Origin of the sequence: Comamonas aquatica, from assembly GCF_018064205.1 — a bacterium.
Lineage (GTDB): Bacteria > Pseudomonadota > Gammaproteobacteria > Burkholderiales > Burkholderiaceae_C > Comamonas > Comamonas aquatica.
The window spans coordinates 2,870,344-2,896,689 of record NZ_CP072916.1 but is presented as its reverse complement, the minus strand read 5'-3'; the positions used below and the strand labels follow the sequence as shown (position 1 = coordinate 2,896,689).

Here is a 26,346-nt window from a genome sequence, read left to right as displayed (position 1 = left end):
TGGGTCCAATACGTTGAGATGTGTTGGAGCCCTGTCTGTCGCAATCTAGTTGCGGCACAATGCAGGGCTTTATTTTGCTACCTATTGTCCCATGTGACTGAGGGATTGAATTCATGACCACCATCACCCACATCGCCCCCCGCGACAAAGCCGAAATCCTCGCCCAGGCGCTGCCCTACATCCGCAAGTTCCATGGTAAGACCATGGTCATCAAGTATGGCGGCAACGCCATGACCGATCCTGCGCTGCAGGCGGACTTCGCGGAAGACGTGGTGCTCTTGAAGTTGGTGGGGATCAACCCGGTGGTGGTGCATGGCGGGGGGCCGCAAATTGAGACCGCATTGAACCGATTGGGCAAGAAGGGCGAGTTCATCCAGGGCATGCGCGTGACCGACGCGGAGACCATGGAAGTGGTGGAGTGGGTGCTGGCTGGCGAGGTGCAGCAGGACATCGTGGGTCTGATCCACCAGGCGGGTGGCAAGGCCGTGGGCCTGACCGGGCGCGATGGGGGGCTGATCCGTGCCAAGAAGCTGAAGATGCTCGACAACAAGGATCCTTCGATCGAGCACGATGTGGGGCAGGTGGGCGATATCGTGGCGATCGACCCCAGCGTGGTGCGCGCGCTACAGGACGATGCCTTCATTCCCGTGATCAGCCCCATCGGCTTTGGCGAAGAGAACGAGAGCTACAACATCAATGCCGACGTGGTGGCCAGCAAGCTGGCGACGGTGCTGCAGGCCGAAAAGCTGGTGCTGCTGACCAACACCCCCGGTGTGCTGGACAAGGGCGGCAACCTGCTGACCGATCTGACCGCGCGTGAGATCGACGGGCTGTTTGCCGACGGCACCATCTCGGGCGGCATGCTGCCCAAGATCAGCGGTGCTCTGGATGCCGCCAAGGCGGGCGTGAACGCCGTGCACATCATCGATGGCCGTGTGCCGCATTCGATGCTGCTGGAGATCCTGACCGATCAGGCCTATGGCACCATGATCCGCAGCCACTGAGCGCGCGACACCCCAACGCCGAGATTGTTGACAGTCTCGGCGTTTTTTATGGGCGAACGGAGGGGGCGCATGCCGAGGGGGCCCCGGAAAAGCTTCTAATATTTCAGCATAGACCGGTGGAGCGGGGCCGAGGCGCCGCGCCACCGCAAGCCATGGAGCGCTCTGCAGACCAAGAAGCGCACACAAAGGGGGCATCTGATGCGGTTGTTGTTGGTGGAAGACGATTTGATGGTGGCCAGCGGGATCAAGCTGGGCCTGACCGATGCTGGCTATGCGGTGGATTGGGTCAGCAGCGCCGAGCGTGCGCTGGACGTGCTGGAGCACGAGTCGTTCGACATCGCCATCCTGGACATCGGACTGCCTGGCATGGATGGGCTGGAGTTGCTGCACCGCATGCGTGCCAAAGGCATGGCCTGCACCGGCATGCCGGTGCTGATGCTGACGGCGCGCGATGCCTTGCACGACCGGGTGCGCGGCCTGGATCTGGGGGCGGACGACTACATGGTCAAGCCCTATGAGCTGCCCGAGCTGCTGGCGCGGCTGCGCGCCTTGTTGCGCCGCTCGCAGGCGGCGAACTCCGCCGTGCTGAGCTTTGGGCCGCTGGTGCTGGACACGGCGGCGCGCAGTGCCGGGGCCCGGCTGGGCGGACTCGAGGGCGAGGGGGAGCTGCATTCCATCGACCTGGGCCCGCGCGAATGGACGGTGCTGGAGTACCTGCTGATCCATGCGCCCAAGCCGGCCAGCAAGGAAAAGCTGCTGCAGGCCTTGACCGGCTGGGACAAGGAGATCACACCGAATGCGGTCGAGGTCTATGTCTCGCGCCTGCGTGCCAAGCTGGAGCCCTACGGGGTGGCATTGCGCTCGATCCGCGGCTTTGGCTACCGGCTGGATGTGCAGACGCAGGAAACCGAAGCTGCTTGATTTTTGATAGCTTGCTGCGCAGCTACAGTGAACAATACTGATAGTTTGTAGTGAGAAGTGCGCAGCATCGCTGCGCAACGCGCTCACTTTTTTGATAAGGCCATGTCTTTGCCGGTCCACAAGCGTCTGTTGGCATTGCTTCTGCCCATGTTGTTGCCGGTGCTGGGACTGGTGCTGGCGGCCGTGTGGCTGGGCTACAGCGTGGCGGCGCAGATTGCCCGGTCGCCGGAGCAGTCGCCCGATCTGGCCGAGATCGGGCTGGCGGTGCTGCCGGCCTTGCTGATGCTGCTGTTGCTGGGCGTGATGGCCCACATGGCGGCGCGCAAGGCCCTGATGCCCTGGGTGCTGCTGGCGCAGACGGTGCAGGCCCGCTCGCCCAAGGACCTGCGGCCCATCCCGATTGCGCCACACACGCCGGCGGACGTGCAGGTCATGGCCGAGGCGCTGAACCGCCTGTTCGCGCGTGCGAACGAGGAAAGCGATGCCCAGCAGCGCTTCATCGCCGATGCGGCGCACCAGTTGCGCACGCCGCTGGCCGCATTGCAGTCGCAGGTCGAAGCCTGGGCGCTGATGGCGCAGTCGGCCCCGGACAAGAGCATCCACCTTCCCGTGACCCAGGTCGAACGCCTGCGCCAGGCCTCGCGCCGCACCACGCAGCTGGCCAACCAGTTGCTGGCCTTGTCGCGGGTCGAAAGTTCATTGGGGCAGGCGGCGGGCACGCAGCGCGTGGACATCAAGAACCTGTGCGAGACCGTGCTGGAGTCCTTCCTGGATGACGCCCTGGCCAAGCAGCTGGACCTGGGGCTGGAGGCCGAGGCGGCGCATGTCACCGGCCACGAATGGCTGTTGCGCGAGTTGATCGCGAATGTGCTGGACAACGCCGTCAAGTACACCCCGCAGGGCGGGCGGGTCACCTTGCGCTGCGGCCGCAGGCTGTCGCCGCAGCGACAGATCCGGGTGTATGTGGAGGTGGAGGACGATGGCCCCGGCGTGCCCGTGGGTGAGTACGCACGCCTGACGCACCGCTTTTACCGAGGGCCTGGCACCACGGTGGAAGGCACGGGATTGGGGCTGGCGATCGCCCAGGAAATTGCCCAGGGCCATGGTGCGCACCTGCAGTTCGCCCCCGGTGCCCTGGGCCGTGGCATGCGGGTGACCCTGATGTTTGGCGAGTGACGGCGGCGGATTTTGTTGGCCGGATAAACGGTTACTTCTGCATATGTCTGTGAGAGAATGAATCGATTTACCTGTTGATTTGTCTGCCTTATGTCCGTATCTGAAGTTCTGACCCCTCCGACCGAAACAGCCGAGACTGTCGTTGCTAACGCCACATTGGAGGAGCAGCCCCGCACGCGTAAACGCCCCAAACCGGGCGAGCGCCGCGAGCAGATTCTTCAGGCACTGGCCTCCATGCTGGAGAAGCCTGGCAGCGACCGCATCACCACGGCGGCCCTGGCTGCCAACCTCTCCGTCAGCGAAGCGGCCCTGTACCGCCATTTCGCCAGCAAGGCGCAGATGTTCGAGGGGCTGATCGACTTCATCGAGCAAACCGTGTTCGGTTTGGTGCAGCAAGTCGCTGGCCGCGAAGGCGAACCCCTGGAGTGCACCCCCGAGGACGGCGCCCGCCGTGCGGCCCGCATCGTGGCCCTGTTGCTGCAGTTTGCCGAACGCAATCCCGGCATGGTGCGCGTGCTGGTGGGCGACGCCCTGCTGCTGGAACACGACCGCCTGCAGGCACGCATGAACCAGTTCTTTGACCGCATCGAATCCACGCTGCGCCAGTGCCTGCGTCCGGCGGCGGGCGCGCTGGGTTCCAGCACGCCGACGGTGGATGCCCAGGTGGCCGCCAGCGTGCTGATGTCCTTCGTGCAGGGGCGCTTGCAGCGCTATGTGCGTACCGGCTTCCGCCGCCAGCCGACCGAGCACTTGGATGCCAGCCTGGCCATGCTGATCTGAGCGGGCCACACGACCACCGAACACCAGGGCGGCTGCACAGTCGCCCTTTTTTATGCCCGGTCGGGGGAGGCATGACTAAATCGGGGGCGCAAGGGTTTGCACCTATGCTCAAAGTTCGAGGAAGTTTTTACGATCCAAAAAAGAACGAACGTTCGTTTTTATTGGTGATGCATGCCCTCGACCCCACACATTTTCCCCGCCGTCCCCAGCAGCCCGACCGCCGATCGTAAACCGCGCGGCGCGGCAGCGGGGCACCGCATTTCCCCCAAAGGCCTGCAGACCAAGGCCCACATCGTGGATGTGGCCCTGCAACTGGCCATGCACAACGGGCTGGAAAGCCTGTCGATCGGTGGCCTGGCCGAAGCCACGCAGATGAGCAAATCCGGTGTGTTTGCTCACTTTGGTTCCCGCGAAGAGCTGCAGATTTCCGTGATCCGCGAGTACCACCACCGCTTCGAGCAGGAGGTGTTCTATCCCGCCCTGCAGGCCGAGCGCGGGTTGCCCCGTCTGCGCGCCCTGTTCGACCACTGGATGAAGCGCACCACCATCGAGCTGGATTCCGGCTGCATCTACATCAGCGGCGCGATCGAGTTCCACGACAACATCGGCCCCGTGCGCAACGCGCTGGTGGAGTCGGTCAGCATCTGGCACGCCGCCATGCGCCGCACCATCAACCAATGCAAGGAGCTGGACGACCTGCGGCCCGATGCCGACGAGAACCAGATTCTGTCCGAGATCCATGCGCTGATCCTGGTGCTGCACTACGAAGCGCGCTTCCTGCGCAGCCCGGGCGCCATGCAGCGTGCCCTGACCGGTTTCGACAACATCCTGTGGCGCTATGGCGCCCCGGCCCCGGCAAAGAACTGAGGCCGCCTCCCCACCCCCTTGATTGCTGATTTACAGGAGACAACCATGCCCAGCTACACCCCGCCTCTGCGCGACATGCAATTTCTGATGCATGAAGTGTTCAAGATCGAAGAAGAATTCAAGGCCCTGCCCAAGCATGCTGAGGTGGATGCCGACACCATCAATGCCGTGCTGGAAGAGGCCGGCAAGTTCGCCGCCAACGTCACCTTCCCGCTGAACATCAGCGGCGACGAAGAGGGCTGCCAGCTGGACAAGACCACGCACGAGGTCACTACGCCTAAGGGCTACAAGGAGGCCTACCAGCAGTTCGTCGAGGGCGGCTGGCCCGCACTGTCGTGCGACCCCGAATATGGCGGCCAGGGCCTGCCGTTCGTGGTGAACTCGGCGCTGTACGAAATGCTCAACAGCGCCAACCAGGCCTGGACCATGTACCCCGGCCTGTCGCATGGCGCCTATGAAGCCCTGCACGCCCACGGTGCCCCGGCATTGAAGGCCAAGTACCTGCCCAAGCTGACCAGCGGCGAGTGGACCGGCACCATGTGCCTGACCGAACCCCACTGCGGCACCGACCTGGGCCTGCTGCGCAGCAAGGCCGAGCCCCAGGCCGACGGCACCTACAAGATCACCGGCAACAAGATCTTCATCTCCGCCGGTGAGCACGACTTCACCGACAACATCGTCCACCTGGTGCTGGCGCGCCTGCCGGACGCACCGGCCGGCTCCAAGGGCATCAGCCTGTTCGTGGTGCCCAAGTACTTGGTGAATGCCGACGGCAGCCTGGGCGCGCGCAACGGCATCTACTGCGGCGGTCTGGAGCACAAGATGGGCATCAAGTCCAACGCCACCGCCCAGATCGTGATGGAAGACGCCGTGGGCGAACTGGTGGGCCAGCCCCACAAGGGCCTGCAGGCCATGTTCGTGATGATGAACGCGGCCCGCCTGGGCGTGGGCAACCAGTCCCTGGGCCTGACCGAAGTGGCGTTCCAGAACGCCCTGGCCTATGCCAAGGACCGCCTGCAGATGCGCAGCCTGTCCGGCACCAAGGCCAAGGACAAGCCCGCCGACCCCATCATCGTCCACCCCGATGTGCGCCGCATGCTGCTGACGGCCAAGGCCTATGCCGAAGGTGGCCGCGCGCTGTCGACCTTCTGCGCGCTGCTGATCGACAAGGAACTGAACCACCCCGATGAGAAAGTGCGCAGCGACAGCGCCGATCTGGTGGCGCTGCTGACCCCCATCGTCAAGGCCTTCCTCACCGACAACGGCTGGATCGCCACCACGCAAAGCCAGCAGGTGTTTGGCGGCCATGGCTTCATCAAGGAATGGGGCATGGAGCAGTTCGTGCGCGACAACCGCATCAACATGATCTATGAGGGCACGAACGGCGTGCAGGCGCTGGACCTGCTGGGTCGCAAGGTGCTGGGCAACCAGGGCGCCACGCTGAAGAAGTTCGGCAAGCTGGTGGCGCAGCTGGTGGAAGAAGAGGGCGTCAACGAAAAGATGGCCGAATTCATCAACCCCATCGCCATGCTGGGCGACCAGATGACCAAGTTCACCACCGAGATCGGCTTCAAGGGCATGCAGAACCCCGACGAAGTGGGCGCGGCGTCCGTGGACTACCTGCGCGTGGCCGGCCACCTGGTGTTCGGCTACCTGTTTGCCCGCATGGCCCAGGTGTCGCTGCGCGCCATTGCCGCTGGCAGCACCGATCCGTTCTACACCGCCAAGCTGCAGGTGGCGCGCTTTTACTTCGCCAAGCTGTTCCCCGAGACCGCCACCCTGATGCGCACCGCCCGTGCGGGCAGCAAGGTGCTGATGGACTCGGACGCTGCTCTCGCTTAAGTAGCGGCTAGCGCACGCATTTCCTTGAATGTAGAAGCCTTTGAGACGGAGGTTCTTATGAAGCAAGCGTTGGCAGCTCTGTTTTTCGTAGTGCTCGGTGCGCCCGCGATGGCGCAGATGACCCCCGTGGGGGTGTGGAAGAGCCTGGACGACAAGACCGGCGCACCCAAATCGCAGGTGCGCATCAGCGACCACGGTGGGGTGCTGACCGGCCAGGTCGAGCGCGTCCTGCGCGAGGGGGCCGATCCCCAGGCCGTGTGCGACAAGTGCACGGACGACCGCAAGGGCAAGTCCATCGTGGGGCTGGAGATCATCCGCGGTGCCAAGCAGGCCGAGGGTAAGACCGTCTGGGAGGACGGCAAGATCCTCGACCCCGAAAACGGCAAGACCTACACCCTGCGCCTGACGCCGGTGGAGGGTGGTAGCAAGCTGGAAGTGCGTGGCTCCATCGGTCCCTTTGGCCGTACCCAGACCTGGGTGCGTGTGCAGTAACGAACAACCTTGCTGACCCTGCCCGCATGGCGCCATCCTGGTGGGGCGCCATGCGGGCGTCTGGGCAGCATTCCATGGAAACCATCCCATGTCCCGATTCAATGTGAAGAAAGTCGCCGTGCTGGGTGCCGGCGTGATGGGCGCGCAGATTGCCGCCCATCTGGTCAACGTGAAGGTGCCGGTCATCCTGTTTGACCTGCCCGCCAAGGAAGGCCCCAAGAACGGCATCGCCGAACGTGCCATCGCCAACCTGAAAAAGCTCAAGCCCTCGCCCATCGGCGTGGCCGAGGATGCCGACCTGATCCAGGCCGCCAACTACGAGGAGCACCTGAAGCTGCTCAAGCAGTGCGACCTGGTGATCGAGGCGATTGCCGAGCGCATGGACTGGAAGCTGGACCTGTACACCAAGATTGCGCCGTTTGTGGCCAAGCACGCGCTGGTGGCATCCAACACCTCGGGCCTGAGCATCACCAAGCTGTCCGAGGCGCTGCCCGAAGCCATCAAGCCGCGTTTTTGCGGCATCCACTTCTTCAACCCACCGCGCTACATGCCGCTGGTGGAGCTGATTGCCACCCCCACCACCGAACCCCAGGTGCTGGACCAGTTGGAAGCCTTTGTCACCAGCGGCCTGGGCAAGGGTGTGGTGCGCGCCAAGGACACGCCCAACTTCATCGCCAACCGCATCGGCATCGCCGGCATGCTGTCGACCATGAAGGAGGTCGAGAACTTCGGCCTGACCTACGACGTGGTCGACGACCTGACCGGCAAGAAGCTGGGCCGGGCCTCCAGCGGCACCTTCCGCACCGCCGACGTGGTGGGCCTGGACACCATGGCCCACGTCATCAAGACGCTGCAGGACAACCTGAGCCTGGAGACCGACCCCTTCTACGGCAGCTTCGGCACGCCGCCCGTGCTGGCCAAGCTGATCGAACTGGGCCGCCTGGGCCAGAAGACCAAGGCCGGCTTCTTCAAGAAGGTGGGCCGCGACATCCTGCAGTTCGAGCTGGACAGCGAGGACTACATCCCCGCTGGCGGCAAGGCCGACGAGGTGTATGCGCGCATGCTCAAGAAGCCTGCGGCCGAACGCCTGCGCCTGCTGCGCAATGCCGAAGGCGCACCCGGCCAGTTCCTGTGGGCCATCCTGCGCAATAGCTTCCATTACGCCGCCCTGCACCTGGCCACGATTGCCGAGTCCGCGCGCGATGTGGACCAGGCCATGCGCTGGGGCTTCGGCATGAAGCAGGGCCCGTTCGAGCTGTGGCAGGAAGCCGGCTGGCTGGAGGTGGCCAAGATGATCCAGGAGGACATCGACGCCGGCAAGGCGCTGTGCAAGGCGCCCCTGCCGAAGTGGGTGTTCGAAGGCCCGGTGGCCGAGGCCGGTGGCGTGCACACGTCCCAGGGTTCGTGGAGCCCGGCGCTGCAGAAATTTGTAGCGCGCCGCGTCCTGCCCGTCTACGAAAGACAGCTTTTCCCTGAAAAACTGCTGGGCGAGGACAACCTGCCCGACTGGAAGACGGCCGGCACCACGGTGTTCGAATCCAAGGCGCTGCGCACCTGGACGCTGGATGGCGAGATCCTGATCGCCAGCATCAAGAACAAGATGCACGCCATCAGCCCCGAAGTCATGGAAGGCCTGATGGAGGCCGTGGACACGGCCGAAAGCGACTTCCAGGGCATGGTGATCTGGTCCGGCGATGCCCCGTTCAGCGTGGGCGCCGACCTGGAAGCCACCATGCCGGCCTTTGTGGTCGGCGGTGCCGATGCCATCGACAGCATCGAGAGCGAGCTGCAGAACCTGATGCTGCGCATCCGCTATGCGCAGGTGCCGGTGGTCGCGGCCATCCACGGCATGGCGCTGGGTGGTGGGTGCGAGCTGGCCGTCTACAGCGCGCGCCGCGTGGCCCACATGGAAAGCTACATCGGCCTGGTGGAAGTGGGCGTGGGCCTGGTGCCCGGCGCCGGCGGCCTGACCTACATCGCCCGCCGTGCGGCCGAGAACATGGCCAGCTCCACCGGCAAGGACGTGCTGCCCTTCCTGACCGAAGGCTTCACCGCGGCCGCCATGGCCAAGGTGGGCACCAGTGCCATCGAGTCGCGCAAGCTGGGCTACCTGCTGGACAGCGACCTGATCGTGCCGCACAAGGACGAGGTGCTGTTCACCGCCATCAACGAGGCCCGCAGCATGGCCGCCGGGGGCTGGCGCCCCCCGCTGCAGCGCCCCTTCCCCGTGGCGGGCCGCAGCGGTCTGGCCACCATCAAGGCCCAGTTGGTGAACATGCGCGACGGCGGCTTCATCAGCGCCTACGACTTCAAGATCGCCGCCATGATCGCGGAAGTGGTCTGCGGCGGCGAGGTGGATGCCGGTTCGCTGGTGAACGAGGAATACCTGCTCAAGCTGGAGCGCAAGGTGTTCTGCCACCTGATCGGCCAGCCCAAGACGCACGAACGCATCCTGGGCATGCTCAACACCGGCAAGCCGGTTCGCAACTGATGAAGCTACTGCGCGTCCTGCATGCCGCGTTGGGCGGTGCTCACCATCCTCACGTACAGCAAGTACGTTCCGGTGGTTGCGCTCCGTCCGCCTTGCCTGCAGGCCGCTCGCGACGCTTCCTCAGCCGCGAACGCAGTGTCTTTCAACCGCATCACTGAAAGATCCAACATGAAACAAGTACAAGACGCCTACATCGTTGCTGCCACGCGCACGCCCATCGGCCGCTCGGGCCGGGGCTATTTCAAGAACACCCGCCCCGACGATCTGCTGGTGGCCAGCATCCGTGCCGCCATGGCCCAGGTGCCCACGCTGGACCCCAAGGCCATCGAGGACGCCATCATCGGCTGCTCCTTCCCCGAGGGCGAGCAGGGCATGAACATGGCGCGCATCGCCGTGGGTCTGGCGTTCGACCATCCCATCGGCGGCGTGACGGTGAACCGTTTCTGCGCCTCGGGCATCACCGCCATCCAGATGGCGGCCGACCGCATCCGGGTGGGCGAAGCCGATGTGCTGATCGCGGGCGGTGCCGAGTCCATGAGCATGGTGCCCATGGGCGGCAACAAGCCCTCGTTCAACCCCGAGGTGTTCGCCCGTGACGAGAACGTGGGCATCGCCTACGGCATGGGGCTGACGGCCGAGAAGGTGGCCCAGCAGTGGAAGGTGAGCCGCGAGCAGCAAGACGCTTTCGCGCTGGAGTCGCACCTGCGCGCCGTCAAAGCCCAGCAGGCGGGCGAGTTCGCCGATGAAATCACGCCCATCGAGATCGTTGACCGCTTTCCCAACCTGGCCACCGGCGAAGTCGGCACCCGGACCCGCACCGTGCACCTGGACGAAGGCCCGCGCCCTGACACCACGCTCGAAGCCCTGGGCAAGCTGCGCCCGGTGTTTGCCGCGCGTGGCAGCGTGACGGCCGGCAACAGCTCGCAGACCAGCGACGGCGCCGGCGCGCTGATCCTGGCCAGCGAAAAGGCGGTCAAGCAGTTCGGCCTGACCCCGCTGGCCCGCTTTGTCAGCTTTGCCGCCCGCGGTGTGCCGCCGGAAATCATGGGCATCGGCCCCATCGAAGCCATTCCCGCAGCCCTGCGCTACGCCGGCATCCACCACCAGGACATCGGCTGGTTCGAGCTGAACGAGGCCTTTGCGGCCCAGTCGCTGGCGGTGATCAACACCCTGGGCCTGGACCCCGCCAAGGTCAACCCCATGGGCGGTGCCATCGCCCTGGGCCACCCGCTGGGGGCCACCGGTGCCATCCGCGCCGCGACCGTGGTGCACGCGCTGCGCCGCCACAACCTGAAGTACGGCATGGTGACCATGTGCGTGGGCACCGGCCAGGGCGCGGCCGGCATCATCGAGCGCGTCTGAACCCATGACGCAGGCGCGCGCAGCCAACTCGGGCGTGGAGGTGCGCTGGCAGGCCGGCACGCTTGAGGTGCCGGGCACCGCAGGGCCGTTGGCCCTGCGCCAGTGTCAGCCTGTCAGCCAGGCGGTCTGTGCCCAGGTGGTGATTGCGGCTGCGATTGGCGTGCCGCAGCGTTTTTACGCTGCGTTTGCGCAGTGGCTGGCGGCCCATGGCTATGCCGTCACCACCTTCGACTACCGAGGGCATGCCGAGTCCCTGCATGGCCCCTTGCGCCAGGTCCGCGCCGATTTGCGCGACTGGACGGCCGACTGCGCCGCCGTGGCCCAGCATGTGCGCGCCCAGGCCCCCGGCCTGCCGGTGCTGTGGGTGGGGCACAGCGTGGGCGCCCAGTTGCCGGGCATGAGCGCGCAGCCCCTGCCCATCGACGGCATGCTGTGCGTGGCCAGCGGCAGCGGCTACTGGCGTGACAACGCACCGCCCACGCGGCGCAAGGTCTTGCTGTGGTGGTATGGCATTGCACCGCTGCTCACGGCACTGCATGGCTGCCTGCCGGGGCGGCGCTGGGGCCTGGTGGGGGATCTGCCCGCCGGTGTACTGTGGCAGTGGCGCCAGTGGTGCCTGCATCCCAACTATGGCATCGGGGTGGTGGGCGAACCGCTGCGCACGGCCTATGCCGCGGCGCGCTATCCGCTGCATGCCTTTTCGATTGACGACGACGAGATGATGTCCTGGCGCTCGACCACCTCCCTGGTCAGCTGGTACCGCCATTGCCCGTCGCGCGTGGAGCGCCTGCATGCCGTGCATGTGCCGGCCGGGCGCATCGGGCATTTCGGTTTTTTCCGTGCCGAGATGGAGGGCCCGCTGTGGCCGCGCGCCCTGGCGGTGCTGGAGCGCTGGCGCGACCGTGCGCAGGCCATGACGCCTAGGGGTCAGCCATATCCGGAGCGGCGCTCTACAGTCACTAAGATGGACCCTGGTGCGGGCTCGCCACAGCCCGGACAAGGTGAGCTTTTCTCGGAGACCGCATGCTATGAACACCCCGCAAGCCCCTGAGCCGGGCGCCACACCCGGCGTCCACCCTCTGGATATGGCCCTCAGACTGATTCCCGAACACGACGGCAGCGCGCGCGGTGTGGCACCGGCTGCGTACTGGAACATGGTGGGGCCGTATGGCGGCATCACCGTCGCACAGATGCTGCAGGCCGTGCTGCAGCACCCCGAACGGCTGGGCGACCCGCTGTCCATCACCGTGAATTTTGCCGGGCCGGTGGAGGCGGGCGATGTCCGCATTGAGGCCGTGCCCGTGCGCACCAACCGCTCGACCCAGCACTGGACTGTGTCGATGGGCCAGCGCGATGCGCAAGGGGCCTTCGTGGTCAGCACCACGGCCACGGTGATCACGGCCGTGCGCCGCGACACCTTCAGCGTGGACGACCTGCCGCGCCCCGCCATGCCGGACCCGATGCGTTGCGAACGCTTCGACACGCGCGGTGCCATGGAATGGCTGCAGCGCTACGACATGCGCGTGGTGCAGGGCGCGATCCCCAAGACCTGGGATGACAGTGGCCATGAAAGTCTGTCCCAGCTGTGGGTGCGCGACGATCCACCGCGCCCGCTGGACTTCGTGGCGCTGTCGGCGCTGTGCGATGTGTTCTATCCTCGCGTCTGGCTGCGCCGTGCGCGCCGGGTGCCGGCCGGCACCGTGGGGATGACCATCTATTTCCACGCCGATGCCGCACAACTGGCACGCCAGGGCGACAAGCACCTGCTGGCGCAGGCCAGCGCCCAGGCCTTTCGCAACGGCTTCTTTGACCAGACCGCCCAGCTGTGGGACAGCGAGGGCGTGCTGCTGGCCACCAGCCACCAAATCGTTTACTACAAGGAGTGACTGGCGCCGGTTGCGCCACCGGCCCGCAAGACCGCGGGTGGGGCGCAGCCTGGCCTGGTGCTGCTTGGTTTTTTGCAGGAAATTTCATGACCACGACCGCCTCCCCCGACATCCTGGTGCACACCGAAGCCGGTGTGCGCACCATCACGCTCAACCGCGTCGACAAGAAGAACTCCATCACCCAGGCCATGTACAGCCGCATGGCCGAGGCGCTGACCAGCGCCGCCACCGACGAGGCCGTGCGCGTGGTCGTGCTCCAGGGTGACGCCACCGTGTTCAGCGCCGGCAACGACATCGGCGACTTCCTGGCGCGCCAGGGCGGCCAGGGCCTGCCCGAGCAAAGCCCGGTGTTCCAGTTCCTGCACGCGCTGGCCGACTTCCCCAAGCCGCTGATCGCGGCCGTGGCCGGCCCCGCCGTGGGCATCGGCACCACCATGCTGCTGCACTGCGACCTGGTCTATGCGGGCGACAACGCGGCCTTCTCCATGCCCTTCGTGAACCTGGGCCTGTGTCCCGAAGCCGCCTCCAGCCTGCTGCTGCCCCGCCTGATGGGCTACCAGCGCGCGGCCGAAGCGCTGCTGCTGGGCGAGCCCTTCATGGCCGAAGCGGCCCTGGAAGCCGGCCTGGTCAACCGCGTGGTGCCGCCCACCGAAGTCAACGGCGTGGCCCAGGCCCAGGCGGCCAAGCTAGCGGCCAAGCCGCTGTCGGCGCTGATGGTGACCAAGCGCCTGATGAAGGCCGGCCAGCGTGCCGAGATCAAGGCCCAGATGGCCGAGGAAGGCCAGAGCTTTGGCCGCATGCTGACCGAACCCGCGGCCCGCGAAGCCTTCACCGCGTTCATGGAAAAGCGCAAACCCGATTTCAGCCAATGCTGAAGCCGGTCGTGCCGCGTGAGCGGCGCGCTCTGCGCGGCCAGTGAGCGTTTTCACCCCAAGAGACACGCGGATTGCAGGCCGTGTGGAAACCGTGGCCTGGCGGGTCCCGGCTTGGGTTCGTCACAGGTGGCGTTCCTCCCCAAAAACGCTAGCCTGATGTCGGCCCGCGCTGAAGTGGGGCGGTCCGTGGGAGTGCGACCAGGGCCGCAGCCGGCACACGTTGCCGCGTGAAGCGCACGCCAGGCCTGCAACCGAGGCCGGCGCTTGCCAGCGCCGCGGGCACAGGCCGGGCGGTGGGGCGGTAGCGCGGGGGCAGCCCCAATCCCCGTCCGCCGTCACACCGTGCCGCAACCGGCGCAGACACCGTGGCAGGCCGCACGGTGGGTGAGCGTGGGGAATCCTGTTTCATGAGCTTGCTGCGCACGTATTTCAAGGGTTTCAGCATGTTTTCTATCTGAAATCCTTTTTTATCGTGCGCAACCAGCTCTTCTTTTTGAAGTGTTGCCATGCATGCCAAAAAAACCGAAGCCGCGCCCGTGACGTTCGAGCCGGAGTTCATCGCGGCCATCAAGCAGCTGTCCGAGGAGCTGATCTGCTTCAACCAGGTGCTGGGCCTGAAGCTGGACCACATCACCCCGACCGAGGTCACGGCGCACATCGACATGCGGCCGCAGCTGGTGGGGCACTTTGCCTACAACCGCATCCACGGCGGCGCAATCAGTGCCGGGCTGGATGCCATGGGCGGCATCGCCCTGATGGTGGCCCTGGCCGCCAAGCACATGGATGAGCCGGTGCTGCAGCGCATGCAGCGCTTTGCCAAGATCGGCACCATCGACCTGCGCGTGGACTACCTGCGCCCCGGCATCGGCGAGCGCTTCACGCTGCGGGCCGAGGTGCTGCGCCTGGGCTCGCGCGTGGGCACGACGCGCATGGAATTTTTGGGCGCCGATGGCGCGCTGCTGTCGGCGGGCATGGCCGCCTACATCGTTTCCTGATTTTTTTCATAGCACGCCCCGCTGCGCTGTCGGCCTGCGCAGGCATGAACGCGCCAGCATGGCCCAGGGGTGTGTGCGCAGGCAACAGCCGTAAGCAGACGCCACGGTCGTAGTCTTTGCTTACGCATGTTGCGAAACGAGGGATGGTGTGGCGCGCGGTGCTTTCTAAGCTCATGGCTTTCTATCAGGAGGATGCATGGCCGTGAACAACCCCTTTTTCACCAAGCGCGACACACAGAACTTTGCGACCCGCCCTGGCACGGTCGGCGGCTTGAACAGCACCCCCGGCAACGGCCTGAACAGCCACACCCCGGTGGCCGAGCCGCAGCAGCCCCGTGCCGTGGCCCCCGAGGTCAGCGCCGCACCCGCCACCACGGACAGCCCCGTGGCCGAGCAGGGCGGCAGCAAGCTGACCGTGGGCCCCAACATCAAGCTCAAGGGGGTCGAGATCACGGACTGCGACACGCTGGTGGTGGAAGGCACGGTGGAGGCGACCATGGACTCGCGCGTCATTCACATCGCGCAGCAGGGGGCTTTCCACGGTTCGGCCGAGATCGACATCGCCGAGATCCATGGCGAATTCACCGGCGCCCTGACCGTGCGCCAGAAGCTGGTGATCCACAGCACCGGCAAGGTCAGCGGCAAGATCCGCTACGGCAAGCTGGTGGTCGAAGAGGGTGGCCAACTGGCCGGTGAGGTCGAGGTGGGCGTGGGCAGCCGCACCGAGCGTGCACCCGTCAGCGCACCGGCCGCCAAGCCGGCCGCGCAGATCGCCGTCGCCTGAGCGGCGCCTGGGGCCATGCCAGCCCCATGCACAAAGCCCGGTGCGGTCACGTACCGGGCTTTTTTGCCGGGTGGTGGTGGGTCAGCCCTGGGGCACCAGGCTGGCGGGCGCGGGATCGGCCGCGGGCAGGTCCAGCGGGCGCGAGTTGCCGTGCGCGTCGATGGCCACGTAGGTCAACACGGCTTCGGTCACCTTCACGTACTCGCCCTGGTGGGTCATGCGTTCGGCAAACACCTCGACATCCACCGTCACCGAGGTGCGGCCCACGCGCGTGACGCAGGAGTAGAACGAGAGCACGTCGCCCACGCGCACGGGCTGCTTGAAGATGAATTCCTTCACGGCCACGGTGGCCATGCGGTTGCCGCCGGCCAGGCGCATGGCCAGCACGCAGCCGGCCAGGTCGACCTGCGACATGACCCAGCCACCGAAGATGTCCCCGTTGGCATTGCAGTCCCCGGGCATGGGAACGACCTTGAGCACCAACTCTTTGTCCGTGGGCAGTGCAACGCTGGGTAAGTCTGGGGAACGGGGCATGGGAGACAATCCGGGAACAAAAACAACCCGGAATTGTCCCCCATGCGTCGCAGCGGTGAAACAGCCTCCCCACAACCCTCAGCTTCCAACGTGGCTAATGCCGCCGAATGGTCCGCCCTGCGCCGTTTGCTGCCCTACCTGTGGCAGTACAAATGGCGCGTGCTGGCCGCGCTGCTGTTCATGGTGGGCGCCAAGCTGGCGAACGTCGGCGTGCCGCTGCTGCTCAAGCAGCTGGTCGATGCCCTGGGCGTGCGCCCTGGCGATGCCAGCGCGCTGCTGGTGGTGCCGGCGGGCCTGCTGCTGGCCTACGGCGCGCTGCGCTTTTCCACCTCGCTGTTCACCGAGCTGCGCGACTTGGTGTTCGCCAAGGCCACGCAGGGCGCGGCGCGTTCCATCGCCCTGGCCACCTTCCGCCACCTGCATGCCCTGAGCCTGCGCTTTCACCTGGAGCGCCAGACCGGCGGCATGACGCGCGACATCGAGCGCGGCGTGCGCAGCACCGAATCGCTGGTCTCGTACTCGCTCTACAGCATCCTGCCCACGCTGATCGAAATGCTGCTGGTGCTGGGCATTCTGGCGTTCACCTTTGACTGGGGCTTTGCCGCCATCACGGCCGTGGCGCTGCTCACCTACATCACCTTCACCGTCAAGCTGACGGAGTGGCGCACCCAGTTCCGCCGCGCAGCGAATGTGCAGGACTCGGCCGCGCACACCAAGGCCGTGGATGCGCTGCTGAACTACGAGACCGTCAAATACTTCAACAACGAGGACTTCGAGGCCCGCCGCTACGACGAGAACCTGCAGGAGCTGCGGCGTGTGCGCCTCAAGAGCCAGCGCTCGCTGAGCCTGCTCAACGGCGGGCAGCAGCTCATCATCGCCACGGCCCTGGTGGCCATGCTGTGGCGCGCCACGCAGGGCGTAGTGGCCGGCGAGATGACGCTGGGCGACTTCGTCATGGTCAACGCCTTCATGATCCAGCTGTACATCCCGCTGAACTTCCTGGGCACGCTGTACCGCGAGATCAAGCAGAGCCTAGCGGACCTGTCGCGCATGTTCGTGCTGATGGACCAGGCCCGCGAGGTGGCCGATGCGCCGGGTGCGGTGCCCCTGCAATTGCAGGGCCAGCCCGAGCTGCGCTTTGACGACGTGCAGTTTGCCTACGACCCGGCACGGCCCATCCTGCAGGGCGTGAGCTTCACCGTGCCCGCCGGGCGCACGGTGGCCGTGGTGGGGGCTTCGGGCGCGGGCAAGAGCACCCTGGCGCGGCTGCTGTACCGCTTCTATGACGTGCAGGCGGGCCGCATCACCATCGCCGGCCAGGACATCCGCCAGGTCACCCAGGACAGCGTGCGCCGCGCCATCGGTATCGTGCCGCAGGACACGGTGCTGTTCAACGACACGGTGGCCTACAACATCGCCTATGGCCGCCCCGGCGCCACGCAGGCCGAGGTGGAGGCCGCCGCCCGGGCCGCGCGCATCCACGACTTCATCCAATCCACCCCGCAGGGCTATGCCACCAAGGTGGGCGAGCGTGGCCTGAAGCTGTCGGGCGGCGAAAAGCAGCGCGTGGCGATTGCACGCACCCTGCTGAAGAACCCGCCCATCCTGATCTTTGACGAGGCCACTTCCGCCCTGGACAGCCACACCGAGCGCGCCATCCAGCAGGAGTTGGCCAGTGCCGCCCAGGGCAAGACCACGCTGGTGATCGCGCACCGCCTGTCCACGGTGGTCGATGCCCACGAGATCCTGGTGATGGACGCGGGCCGCATCGTCGAGCGCGGCACGCATGCGGCTTTGCTGGCCCAAGGGGGGCGCTATGCCCAGATGTGGGCGCTGCAAAATACCGGAGACAACGCCGAGTAATCAGACCGTGTCAGCAGGCAAAGCCAGAGGGGAGGCGCATGGATATTCAGGGTTTGCAGCAGCAATTGAGAGACTTCGCCGCCGCGCGCGATTGGCAGTCTTTTCATTCGCCCAAAAATCTGGCCATGGCCTTGATGGTGGAAGCTGCCGAATTGCTGGAGCTGTTTCAGTGGCTGACCACTGAGCAGTCACACACCTTGACGCGCGATGCGGGCGACAAAACCAAGGTGGCCGATGAAATCGCAGATGTTTTCTTGTACCTGCTGCAAATTGCCGACAAGACGAACATCGATCTGGAGCAGGCGGTGCAACAGAAGCTGCGCAAAAACGCCGCGAAGCACCCTACCAAGCTGCAGCAGGCACAGGCAGCACAGCCCAAAGTCCATGCGCTGTTGGATTGGGAAAACGTGCAGCCTGATGCAGATGCCCTGCAAGCCCTGGTGCCTGCGTGTACGGATGTGTGGCTGTTCCACAGCCCGGGGGTGGTGCCCAAACCTGCGAAGCTCGATGCGTTCCACGCACGGTATGGTGCGGACCACATCACGCTGGTGGAGCGCACCGGCCAGGGTAAGAATGCGCTGGATTTTCAGCTGAGCTATTACGCGGGCTACCTCATGGCACGCCAGCCAGAAGCGCAGTTTGTGGTGGTGTCCAACGACAAGGGCTATGAACCCATGCTGGCCCATGCCCGTACCCTGGAGTTCAAAGCGCAGTTGACCGCCTGCACCAAGCCGGCGATGGTCGATCCTTTACCAGCACCAGCACCAGCACCAGCACCAGCACCAGCACCAGCACCAGTGCAGGCCAAATCCAAAGCCAATCGCGTGCTGCGTAATGCCACCACTGCGCAGCGTGCGACACCGCATGCGGGGCAAACCCTTGCGAAGGCAGCGCCTCCCGCCCCGCACCAACTTCCTGATCCACCATCGGCAGCCCTGATTGCTGCCAGGGCGCGGGAGGCACTCATTGCTTTGCCCGTGGATCAGCGTCCCATGCATCTGTCGGGCTTGGAACTGTGGACTGCCCGTCTGATCCATGAACCTGCTGCCGGGTTGAAGCCCGACATTGCCCGCATGGCTTGCCGTCTGCTGCAAATTCGCGGCACGGTTGCATGCGATGCCCTGACGGGAAACCTGCAATACCACTGTCCAAGTCGCGCGGCGGTGCCCCCTGCCCAGGCAGCCATTGCATTTCCCGTCCAGCACCAGACGCAAAGTCCCCTGACCACCCAGATCACCAAAGCAGCTTCGGCCTCAGGCCGCCGCAAGGCACCAGCCCTGGCACCCCGGCCGACGCCTTCAGCCACCAAGGCGGCCGTGAAAAAGAGCGTGGTGCAGGTGGCGCTGAAAGTCGGTATTGCCCTGCGTCGCTCAGCGCACACCCGACCCACGAGCAGCAAAGCACTGCTGCAAATGATTCAAGCGCACATTCCTGCCACCGTGGCGCACATGGTGACGCCCCAGCAGGTGTGTGCCGTGTTGCAAGCCCAGCAAGTGGTCAAAATGGCCAAAAATGCGCCGCTGAGTTACCCGCACGGTGGTCGTGCCTTCCAGCCCCAAACTGCGTCTTCCAACGCCGGCAGTTCAAAAAAGCAGCCAGCCTCGTCGGAGCGCGTGCAGCCTGTGCCACCACAGCCAACGGCTATGGGGTGATGCCTATTCAAGCAGAGTGCACTGCCCAGATCCGGGGCTGCATCCGGGCGCAGATGCGGCAGAATTCTTATACTTTTTGATAGCTTGAAGTGCTTGTTATGCCTAACTCTAAGCCCCTTTTATTGATATTGCATGTGTTGTCGGAGGCGCACCGTGACCAATTGGGTGCGCATTTCGAAGTGCTGTATGCCCCCGATAGCACGCGCTGCGCCGAGGCGCTGACCGCCCACGGGCCCCGGGTGCAGGCGGTGCTGACTGTGGGCGCCATCGGCCTGAGCGCGGCGCAGATGCAGGCCATGCCCCAGCTGCGCTGGGTGGGTGCCCTGGGGGCAGGCTATGAAAACATCGATGTGGCGTATGCCCGGGCCCACGGCATCGCCGTGAGCAACGGTGCCGGCACCAACGACCAGTGCGTGGCCGACCACGCCTTCGGGCTGGTGATTGCCGCCGTGCGTGGCCTGGTGCGGCTGGACCGACTGACACGGCAGGGCGTGTGGCGCAACGACATCCCGCTGCCGCCCAACGTCTCCGGCAAGCGCCTGGGCATTCTGGGCCTGGGCACCATCGGCCAGAAGATTGCACGGCGCGCGCAGGCCTTCGACATGCCCGTGGGCTACCACAACCGCCGCCCCAAGGACGGCGTTGACTTCACCTATTTCGACAGCGTGCTGGCGCTGGCGCAGTGGGCCGATGTGCTGCTGGTGGCCACCCCGGGCGGCGCCGGAACCCGGCACCTGGTCGATGCGCCGGTGATCGCGGCGCTGGGGCCGCAGGGCTATGTGGTGAACATTGCGCGTGGCTCGGTGGTGGATACCGCGGCCCTGGCGCAGGCCCTGCGCACCGGGGCGCTGGCCGGTGCCGGCCTGGATGTGTATGAAAGCGAGCCGCTGCCGCCCGCCGAGTTGCTGGACCTGGACAACGTGGTGCTGACCCCGCACGTGGCGGGCTGGTCGCCCGAGGCGGTGCAGGCCACGGTGGATTTGTTCCTGGACAATGCGCGCCGTCATTTCGCCGGCCAACCGCTGGTGACGCCGGTGTAAGCCCCTGCGCCCACCTACACTGCGCAGTTGGCCGCCACCGCCCGCCTGTGCGGGGCCCGGGCCTGCCGGGGCGCCCGGCGGTTTCCGGGGCGGTACCACCCCTCCCAACGACTGCCCAAGGTGTGATGTGCTCAGTCCTCCCGCTTATTCCAAACATTCGCTGATCGTCCTGGCTTTTGCGGCGCTGGCCTGGTCGTTCTGGTTCAGCCACGGCTGGCTGGTGCTGTGCGCGGGCCTGGCCCTGTTCCTGTTCGGCATGCAGAACCTGGAGCAGGGCCTCAAAAGCCTGGCCGGGGGCAAGCTGGAAGGCTGGCTGTCGCAAAGCACGGCCACGCCGTTCAAGGGGCTGCTGTTCGGCACCGCCGCCACCTTTGTGCTGCAGTCCAGCACCCTGGTGTCGCTGCTGACGATCGCCTTCCTCAGTGCCGGGCTGATCACGCTGGCGGGCAGCATCGCCGTGCTGTTCGGCGCCAACCTGGGGGCCACCAGCGGCATCTGGCTGCTGGCCATGGCGGGGCAGAACCTGAGCATGGCGCCTCTGGCCATGCCCCTGCTGGTGTTCGGCGTGCTGCTGGGCTTTGCCGGCGACAAGGGCAAGGCCATCGGCCGCTTCCTGCTGGGCATTTCGCTGATCTTCCTGGGGATTGACGAGATCAAGCAGGGCTTCTCCAGCTTCGGGGATCTGCAGCTGAACCGCTACAGCGCCGAAGGCGTGCGTGGCGCGCTGCTGTTCGTCGGGGTGGGCACGCTGATCACGGTGGTGCTGCAGTCCAGCCACGCGACCCTGATGCTGACCCTGGCCGCCCTGGCCAACCAGCAGCTGGAGCTGCCCCAGGCCCTGGCGATCGCGATTGGCTCCAACGTCGGCTCGGCCGTGTCCACGGCCGTCATGGGCATGATCGGCAGCGCGCGCCCCGGCCAGCGCTTGGCCGTGGCGCACGTGGTGTTCAACTGCACCACGGCGGTGATCGCCTTTCTGTTGCTGGCGCCCATGACCTGGGGGGTGCAGCAGACGGCGGCGGCTGTGGGCCTGGGCGACAACCCGCTGATCCAGCTGGCCATGTTCCACACCCTGTTCAACGTCATGGGGGTGCTGGTGTTCTGGCCCCTGCAGCGCCAGCTGGCGCGGGCCCTGGAGCGCTGGCTGCCGGACCTGCAGGAGCCCGAGGTGCTGATTGCCACGCACACCGAGCAGGTGGCGCAGACCACGCGCGCCCGCTACCTGCAGCCTGCCGCGCTGCAGTCGGTCGAGAGTGCCTGCAGCGCGGTGTCCAAGGAGCTGCAGCACATGGGCCGCCTGGGGCTGGAAGTGGTGGCCCACGCGCTGTACGCGCCGGTGCAAAGCCTGCAGGCACCGCTGGAGCGCGAGGATCCCGAGCTGCGCCTGCGCCTGCAGCAGCAGGCCATCAATGCCGACCTGCTCTACAAGACCCACATCAAGGGGGTGTACGCCGATTTGCTGGAATTCATGGGCAGCATGGTCGTACCCATGGATGGCGCGCAGCAGGACTACTGGCACAACAGCCAGGTTGCGGCCTTCCAGCTGGTGGAAGCCGTCAAGGACGCCCACCGCCTGCAGCGCAACATGCACCACTACCTGCAGGGGCCTGACGATGCCCCGGCCCGCAGCAGCTACCTGGAGCTGCGCCTGCACATGCTGCAGACGCTGCGGGACATGCGCATGCTCAGCGTCTCCGACATGCCCGAGCCCGAATGGGCGGCGCAGTTGCAGGCCATGGACGAGCGCATCGCTGCCTTCGACGCCCAGTTCCGCAAGCACCTGTTCGCGGCCATCCGCGGCGGGCTGCTGGACAGCCTGACGGTCAGCTCGCTGATGAACGACCTGGGCTTTTCGCACAGCATCATCCAGGGCTTGCGCCATGTGCTGCTGCTGGGCGAAGGCCATGAAGCGGCGCGCCAGCAGCAGTTGCTGATGGGGGAAGCACCGCTGATCCAGGCGGCCTGAGGATGGGCATCCAAAAGGCCGTTGGCCCAGGTCCATCCTGCGCAGGTAGCTATATTTTTCTGCAATTTCCAGGTTTTGCAGGGTTCTGTGGTGGCGGTCGCCAGTCCCGATGGCGCGGTGCGCGGGCCGCGTGCTTCGTGGCAACCCGGCTGGTGCTGCGCAGGCGCCGCCCCTAAGATGGCGGACCCCGGCGCCCGTTGCCCCATGGGCGCCCCTGCGGGGCGCGGCCCTGGGGCCTCCACCATCACTACACACATCGGGAGCCTCACACATGCAATGGCTGGCCAGTTTTCTTGTCGCCGCGGTGGCGATCTTGCACCTCTACATCCTCGTGCTGGAGATGTTTCTGTGGACCAAGCCCCAGGGCCGCCGGGCATTCGGCATGACGCAGGAGCAGGCCCAGCAGACCAAGGTGCTGGCGGCCAACCAGGGGCTGTACAACGGCTTCCTGGCCGCGGGGCTGATCACGGGCCTGTGCATGGGCGCCGAAGGGCTGGCCTTCCAGGTCTTCTTTCTGGTCTGCGTCATGGTCGCCGGGGTCTATGGCGCGATGACGGCGTCCAAAAAGATCTTGTTCATCCAGACCGTGCCGGCCGCCCTGGCCCTGGCCGCCGTGCTGGCGGCGTGAGCCGGCGCGTGCACCGGCCTGCGCCGCCCCTGCGGACACAGGTGCGGGCGGGGCAGGCATAAAAAAACGGCGCAGACCGGGCGGGGGGCTGCGCCGTGCAAGCGGGGCCGGTCAGGCCCCGGAATGCATCACTGCTTGCGTGCAGCAATTGCCTTTTCGGCCATGTCCACCAGGTTGGTGCCGATCTGCGGCTTCCACTTGGTGTAGACGCTCTTGGTGGCGTCGGCAAACACCTTGCGCTGCGCGGGGTTCAGGTCGGTCACGGTCACGCCCTGGGCGGTCAGCTCCTTGACCAGGGGCTTGTCGGCCTCGCTCATGCCCTTGCGGGAGATGGCGATCTGCTCCTTGGCGGCATCCAGCGCGGCCTGCTTGACGATGGCTTGGTCGGCCGTGGTCCAGCTGGCCCACACGTCCTTGTTCACCACGTAGATCAGCGGGTCGTTCATGTAGCCCCACAGCGTCATGTGCTTCTGGCCCACGGTGCTCAGCTTGGCCGCCATGTACACGGACACGGGGTTTTCCTGGCCGTCCACGGCGCCGCTGGCCATGGCGGGCTGGGCGTCGGCCCAGCTCATCTGCGTGGGGTTGGCGCCCAGTGCGGTGAAGGTGTCCAGGAACAGCGGCGAGCCGACCACACGGATCTTCATGCCCTTGAGGTCTTCGGGCTTGCTGATGGCCTTCTTGGAGTTGGAGATCTCGCGGTAGCCGTTCTCGCCCCAGGCCAGGGGCAGTACGCCGGCTTTGTCGATGGTCCTGAAAATTTCCTGGCCGACCTGGCCCTGGACCACGGCATCGACGGCCGCATAGTCGGGGAACAGGAAGGGCAGCGAGAACAGGTTCAGCGCCTTGACCTGGGGCGACCAGTTGATGGTGGAGCCCACGGCCATGTCGATTACGCCCTGGCGGATGGCGCTGAATTCACGCGTCTGGTCGCCCTGGACCAGGGAGGTGCCGGGGTAGAGCTTGATGTTGATGCGGCCCTGGGTGCGCTCGCGCACCTTGTCGGCCCAGATTTCCGCGCCCTTGCCCCAGGGGAAGGCCGTGCCCAGCACCACGGACAGGCGGTACTCGCTCTTGTAGTTGGCGGGCGCCTGGGCGTGCGCAGGCAGGCCCAGGGCCAGCAGGGTGGCGGCAGCGGCCGAGGCCGTCAGAAAGGTACGCAGTTGCATGGGTTGTCTCCTCTTGGGTTGGGTTTTTGCAAGCACTCGGGGGAAAGCAGGGGGCTCAGTAGCCCAGTCGGGCCGGCAGCCACAGCGCCAGCTGCGGGAAGGCAATCACTAGCAGCATGACCAGGAACATGGCGATCAGCATCGGAATGACCCAGCGCACGGTGGATTCCATGGGCACGCCGGCGATGCGGCAGGACACCATCAGGTTCACGGCCAGCGGCGGCGTGAACTGGCCCAGCGCCACCTTCAGCGTCAGGATCACACCGAACCACACGGGGTCCCAGCCGTAGTGCTGCATGATGGGCAGCAGCAGCGGCACGAAGATCAGGAAGATGGAGATGCCGTCCAGGAACATGCCCACGGTGATCAGCAGCAGGATCAGCAGCATCAGCACGCCGTACTCGCCCAGGCCCGACTGCACGATGGCCTTGGCCACCGGATCGATCACGCCCAGCGTGGACAGCGAGAAGGCGAAGATGCCCGCCAGCGACACCACCAGCAGGATCACGGCCGACAGCTCACCCGCCTCGCGCAGGATGGGGAACAGGTCGCGCACGCCGATGGTGCGGTGGATGCACATGCCCACGAACAGGCCGTAGAACACGGCAACCACGGCCGCCTCGGTGGGGGTGAACCAGCCGGCGCGCATGCCGCCCAGGATCAGCACCGGGGCCGCCAGGCCCCAGATGGCCTCCTTGAAGCTTTGCCACAGCGCGGGGCGCGGCAGATCGGCTTCGAGGTGGCCCATCTTGTGGCGGCGCGCCATCCACACGGCGGGTACCACCAGGGCCAGGCCGGCCAGGATGCCGGGGATCATGCCGGCCGCAAACAGCGCCGGCACCGAGGCGCCGGGCACCAGCACCGAGTAGATGATGAACGCCACGGAGGGCGGAATCAGAATGTCCGTGGCGGCGGCGGCGCCGACCACGCTGGCCGAGAAGCTGCCGGGGTAGCCGGCCCGGTACATGGCCGCAATCATCACCCCGCCCACGGCGGCGGCATTGGCCGGGCCGGAGCCCGAGATGCCGCCCAGGAACATGGCCACGGCAATCGCCACCAGCGGCAGCATGCCGGGGCCGCGGCCGACGATGGCAATCGCAAAGTTCACCAGCCGTGCGGCCACGCCGGAGCGGTCAAAGATGGACCCCACCAGCACGAACATGGGGATGGCCAGCAGCGGGTACTTGCCCAGGCCGGCATAGAAGTTCTGGGGCACGGCCAGCAGGCCGAACCATTGCACATCCAGGTTGGCCAGCGCAATGCAGGCCGCACCCGCGAGGCCCAGGGCCGCGCCGATCGGCACGCCCAGGAACATCAGGACCAGAAAGGCCACGAACAGCAGGGCAGCGATCATGCGGACTCCTGCTCTTCGGTGGCGACTGCCTCGAACTGCGCCAGGCGGCCCTGGCGCCGGAACAGGCCGATGGCCCGCGCCGTGATGGCCAGCGAGCAGATCGGCAGCCACATGGAATACCACCACTGCGGCACACCGATGCCGGGCGAGGTTTCCTCATAGCGCCAGTCGTCCCAGACGACGCGTGCGCTGAGCGCTGCAATCAAAGCAAAAAGCAGAGCTACTGACGCAGACCCCAGGCGGGCTAGCAGCTGTTTTCGTGCAGAAGTGCCGCGACTGGTCAGGAATTCGATGCGGATGTGCTGGTCGCGGGCGACGGCGGCACTGCCGGCCACCATGGCCAGCAGGATCATCAGGAAGATGGAGATTTCCTCGGTCCAGGCAAACGAGGCGTCGGTGAAATAACGCACCAGGACGTTGGCGAAGGTGATCAGGGCCAGCAAGGCCATGATGATGACGGTGAGCCAGTCTTCAATGCGCAGGGCACGTGGCTGCTCGGGGCCTTCGGCCTGTGGGGCCGGGCTGTGGGAAGGTTCGGACATGTCGCGGAATCGTGAACAAAAGCAAGGCAAACGCTAGTGCGATTCCGGTCCTGTCGGTGTTGTGCACGCACAGCCGGACGCTGAGCCCTAGCACGGATGGCAGCGAGAACTCGAAACGCATTA

General features: G+C 65.9%; 23 protein-coding genes. 19 read left to right on the top strand and 4 right to left on the bottom strand.

Annotated features, from left to right (window positions below):
- Positions 1–113 precede the first annotated feature (113 nt).
- The 14 genes from argB (at position 114) to KAQ61_RS13565 (ending at position 15,475) form a co-directional block, all read left to right on the top strand.
- Positions 114–1,004 (top strand): acetylglutamate kinase, encoded by an 891-nt coding sequence (gene argB, locus KAQ61_RS13630; RefSeq protein WP_210929518.1) that lies wholly within the window; start codon positions 114–116, stop codon positions 1,002–1,004.
- A gap of 198 nt (positions 1,005–1,202) precedes the next feature.
- On the top strand, positions 1,203–1,925 hold the full coding sequence (locus tag KAQ61_RS13625) for a response regulator transcription factor (protein ID WP_154163522.1): 723 nt from the start codon (positions 1,203–1,205) through the stop codon (positions 1,923–1,925).
- Positions 1,926–2,027: 102 nt separating this feature from the next.
- Positions 2,028–3,101, top strand: coding sequence for an ATP-binding protein (locus KAQ61_RS13620; protein ID WP_155895409.1), 1,074 nt, complete (start codon positions 2,028–2,030; stop codon positions 3,099–3,101).
- A gap of 90 nt (positions 3,102–3,191) precedes the next feature.
- The gene (slmA, locus tag KAQ61_RS13615; protein ID WP_043383042.1) at positions 3,192–3,881 is read left to right on the top strand and encodes a nucleoid occlusion factor SlmA; all 690 of its coding nucleotides are present in this window, start codon (positions 3,192–3,194) and stop codon (positions 3,879–3,881) included.
- A 171-nt stretch (positions 3,882–4,052) separates the two neighbouring features.
- On the top strand, positions 4,053–4,748 hold the full coding sequence (locus tag KAQ61_RS13610) for a TetR/AcrR family transcriptional regulator (protein WP_210929517.1): 696 nt from the start codon (positions 4,053–4,055) through the stop codon (positions 4,746–4,748).
- Positions 4,749–4,793: 45 nt separating this feature from the next.
- A complete protein-coding gene (locus KAQ61_RS13605) occupies positions 4,794–6,590 on the top strand; it encodes an acyl-CoA dehydrogenase C-terminal domain-containing protein (RefSeq protein WP_210929516.1) in 1,797 nt (598 codons plus the stop codon).
- Between the two features lie 57 nt (positions 6,591–6,647).
- Positions 6,648–7,082: a DUF2147 domain-containing protein gene (locus KAQ61_RS13600; protein WP_210929515.1), complete on the top strand. Its 435-nt coding sequence runs from the start codon at positions 6,648–6,650 to the stop codon at positions 7,080–7,082.
- Positions 7,083–7,170: 88 nt separating this feature from the next.
- Complete coding sequence (locus KAQ61_RS13595) at positions 7,171–9,573, top strand: 3-hydroxyacyl-CoA dehydrogenase/enoyl-CoA hydratase family protein (RefSeq protein WP_210929514.1); 2,403 nt, start codon at positions 7,171–7,173, stop codon at positions 9,571–9,573.
- Between the two features lie 168 nt (positions 9,574–9,741).
- Positions 9,742–10,935, top strand: a complete 1,194-nt coding sequence (locus KAQ61_RS13590; protein WP_210929513.1) for an acetyl-CoA C-acyltransferase — start codon at positions 9,742–9,744, stop codon at positions 10,933–10,935.
- 4 nt (positions 10,936–10,939) lie between these two features.
- The gene (locus KAQ61_RS13585) at positions 10,940–11,986 is read left to right on the top strand and encodes an alpha/beta hydrolase family protein (protein ID WP_210929512.1); all 1,047 of its coding nucleotides are present in this window, start codon (positions 10,940–10,942) and stop codon (positions 11,984–11,986) included.
- The gene (locus KAQ61_RS13580) at positions 11,964–12,821 is read left to right on the top strand and encodes an acyl-CoA thioesterase (protein WP_042418059.1); all 858 of its coding nucleotides are present in this window, start codon (positions 11,964–11,966) and stop codon (positions 12,819–12,821) included. The genes KAQ61_RS13585 and KAQ61_RS13580 overlap by 23 nt, the downstream gene beginning before the upstream one ends.
- An 86-nt stretch (positions 12,822–12,907) precedes the next feature.
- Positions 12,908–13,696, top strand: a complete 789-nt coding sequence (locus KAQ61_RS13575; protein ID WP_210929511.1) for an enoyl-CoA hydratase — start codon at positions 12,908–12,910, stop codon at positions 13,694–13,696.
- A 506-nt stretch (positions 13,697–14,202) separates the two neighbouring features.
- Positions 14,203–14,691, top strand: coding sequence for a thioesterase family protein (locus tag KAQ61_RS13570; protein WP_183302891.1), 489 nt, complete (start codon positions 14,203–14,205; stop codon positions 14,689–14,691).
- A gap of 196 nt (positions 14,692–14,887) precedes the next feature.
- Entirely contained in the window at positions 14,888–15,475 is a 588-nt protein-coding gene (locus KAQ61_RS13565; RefSeq protein WP_210929510.1) for a bactofilin family protein, read from the top strand.
- An 81-nt stretch (positions 15,476–15,556) separates the two neighbouring features.
- Here KAQ61_RS13565 and KAQ61_RS13560 read toward each other — a convergent pair whose 3' ends face one another.
- The gene (locus KAQ61_RS13560) at positions 15,557–16,009 is read right to left on the bottom strand and encodes an acyl-CoA thioesterase (RefSeq protein ID WP_043383025.1); all 453 of its coding nucleotides are present in this window, start codon (positions 16,007–16,009) and stop codon (positions 15,557–15,559) included.
- A 42-nt stretch (positions 16,010–16,051) separates the two neighbouring features.
- On the opposite strand from KAQ61_RS13560, the gene KAQ61_RS13555 reads away from it, so the two are divergent.
- From KAQ61_RS13555 to KAQ61_RS13535, 5 genes are all read left to right on the top strand, one after another.
- Positions 16,052–17,872, top strand: coding sequence for an ABCB family ABC transporter ATP-binding protein/permease (locus tag KAQ61_RS13555; RefSeq protein WP_210929509.1), 1,821 nt, complete (start codon positions 16,052–16,054; stop codon positions 17,870–17,872).
- A gap of 38 nt (positions 17,873–17,910) precedes the next feature.
- On the top strand, positions 17,911–19,524 hold the full coding sequence (locus tag KAQ61_RS13550; protein ID WP_210929508.1) for a PIN domain-containing protein: 1,614 nt from the start codon (positions 17,911–17,913) through the stop codon (positions 19,522–19,524).
- 98 nt (positions 19,525–19,622) lie between these two features.
- Complete coding sequence (locus KAQ61_RS13545; protein ID WP_210929507.1) at positions 19,623–20,564, top strand: 2-hydroxyacid dehydrogenase; 942 nt, start codon at positions 19,623–19,625, stop codon at positions 20,562–20,564.
- Between the two features lie 127 nt (positions 20,565–20,691).
- Positions 20,692–22,530 carry a Na/Pi cotransporter family protein gene (locus KAQ61_RS13540; RefSeq protein WP_210929506.1) on the top strand — a complete coding sequence of 613 codons (1,839 nt, stop codon included), beginning with the start codon at positions 20,692–20,694 and terminating at the stop codon, positions 22,528–22,530.
- A gap of 271 nt (positions 22,531–22,801) precedes the next feature.
- Entirely contained in the window at positions 22,802–23,158 is a 357-nt protein-coding gene (locus KAQ61_RS13535) for a DUF1304 domain-containing protein (protein ID WP_174435618.1), read from the top strand.
- A gap of 128 nt (positions 23,159–23,286) precedes the next feature.
- On the opposite strand, the gene KAQ61_RS13530 is transcribed toward KAQ61_RS13535, so the two are convergent.
- Genes KAQ61_RS13530 through KAQ61_RS13520 form a run of 3 tightly spaced genes read right to left on the bottom strand, consistent with a single transcriptional unit; the run spans position 23,287 to position 26,223 of the window.
- A complete protein-coding gene (locus KAQ61_RS13530; protein ID WP_210929505.1) occupies positions 23,287–24,327 on the bottom strand; it encodes a DctP family TRAP transporter solute-binding subunit in 1,041 nt (346 codons plus the stop codon).
- A gap of 55 nt (positions 24,328–24,382) precedes the next feature.
- Positions 24,383–25,681, bottom strand: a complete 1,299-nt coding sequence (locus KAQ61_RS13525; protein WP_042418081.1) for a TRAP transporter large permease — start codon at positions 25,679–25,681, stop codon at positions 24,383–24,385.
- Complete coding sequence (locus KAQ61_RS13520) at positions 25,678–26,223, bottom strand: TRAP transporter small permease (RefSeq protein WP_210929504.1); 546 nt, start codon at positions 26,221–26,223, stop codon at positions 25,678–25,680. The genes KAQ61_RS13525 and KAQ61_RS13520 overlap by 4 nt, the downstream gene beginning before the upstream one ends.
- Between the last annotated feature and the right edge of the window lie 123 nt (positions 26,224–26,346).

Excerpts from the sequence above, each read along its gene's own strand:
- argB (WP_210929518.1), top strand. The coding sequence starts at position 114 with ATGACCACCATCACCCACATCGCCCCCCGCGACAAAGCCGAAATCCTC.
- KAQ61_RS13625 (WP_154163522.1), top strand. The coding sequence starts at position 1,203 with ATGCGGTTGTTGTTGGTGGAAGACGATTTGATGGTGGCCAGCGGGATC.
- KAQ61_RS13620 (WP_155895409.1), top strand. The coding sequence starts at position 2,028 with ATGTCTTTGCCGGTCCACAAGCGTCTGTTGGCATTGCTTCTGCCCATG.
- slmA (WP_043383042.1), top strand. The coding sequence starts at position 3,192 with ATGTCCGTATCTGAAGTTCTGACCCCTCCGACCGAAACAGCCGAGACT.
- KAQ61_RS13610 (WP_210929517.1), top strand. The coding sequence starts at position 4,053 with ATGCCCTCGACCCCACACATTTTCCCCGCCGTCCCCAGCAGCCCGACC.
- KAQ61_RS13605 (WP_210929516.1), top strand. The coding sequence starts at position 4,794 with ATGCCCAGCTACACCCCGCCTCTGCGCGACATGCAATTTCTGATGCAT.
- KAQ61_RS13600 (WP_210929515.1), top strand. The coding sequence starts at position 6,648 with ATGAAGCAAGCGTTGGCAGCTCTGTTTTTCGTAGTGCTCGGTGCGCCC.
- KAQ61_RS13595 (WP_210929514.1), top strand. The coding sequence starts at position 7,171 with ATGTCCCGATTCAATGTGAAGAAAGTCGCCGTGCTGGGTGCCGGCGTG.
- KAQ61_RS13590 (WP_210929513.1), top strand. The coding sequence starts at position 9,742 with ATGAAACAAGTACAAGACGCCTACATCGTTGCTGCCACGCGCACGCCC.
- KAQ61_RS13585 (WP_210929512.1), top strand. The coding sequence starts at position 10,940 with ATGACGCAGGCGCGCGCAGCCAACTCGGGCGTGGAGGTGCGCTGGCAG.
- KAQ61_RS13580 (WP_042418059.1), top strand. The coding sequence starts at position 11,964 with ATGAACACCCCGCAAGCCCCTGAGCCGGGCGCCACACCCGGCGTCCAC.
- KAQ61_RS13575 (WP_210929511.1), top strand. The coding sequence starts at position 12,908 with ATGACCACGACCGCCTCCCCCGACATCCTGGTGCACACCGAAGCCGGT.
- KAQ61_RS13570 (WP_183302891.1), top strand. The coding sequence starts at position 14,203 with ATGCATGCCAAAAAAACCGAAGCCGCGCCCGTGACGTTCGAGCCGGAG.
- KAQ61_RS13565 (WP_210929510.1), top strand. The coding sequence starts at position 14,888 with ATGGCCGTGAACAACCCCTTTTTCACCAAGCGCGACACACAGAACTTT.
- KAQ61_RS13560 (WP_043383025.1), bottom strand. The coding sequence starts at position 16,009 with ATGCCCCGTTCCCCAGACTTACCCAGCGTTGCACTGCCCACGGACAAA.
- KAQ61_RS13555 (WP_210929509.1), top strand. The coding sequence starts at position 16,052 with ATGCGTCGCAGCGGTGAAACAGCCTCCCCACAACCCTCAGCTTCCAAC.
- KAQ61_RS13550 (WP_210929508.1), top strand. The coding sequence starts at position 17,911 with ATGGATATTCAGGGTTTGCAGCAGCAATTGAGAGACTTCGCCGCCGCG.
- KAQ61_RS13545 (WP_210929507.1), top strand. The coding sequence starts at position 19,623 with ATGCCTAACTCTAAGCCCCTTTTATTGATATTGCATGTGTTGTCGGAG.
- KAQ61_RS13535 (WP_174435618.1), top strand. The coding sequence starts at position 22,802 with ATGCAATGGCTGGCCAGTTTTCTTGTCGCCGCGGTGGCGATCTTGCAC.
- KAQ61_RS13530 (WP_210929505.1), bottom strand. The coding sequence starts at position 24,327 with ATGCAACTGCGTACCTTTCTGACGGCCTCGGCCGCTGCCGCCACCCTG.
- KAQ61_RS13525 (WP_042418081.1), bottom strand. The coding sequence starts at position 25,681 with ATGATCGCTGCCCTGCTGTTCGTGGCCTTTCTGGTCCTGATGTTCCTG.
- KAQ61_RS13520 (WP_210929504.1), bottom strand. The coding sequence starts at position 26,223 with ATGTCCGAACCTTCCCACAGCCCGGCCCCACAGGCCGAAGGCCCCGAG.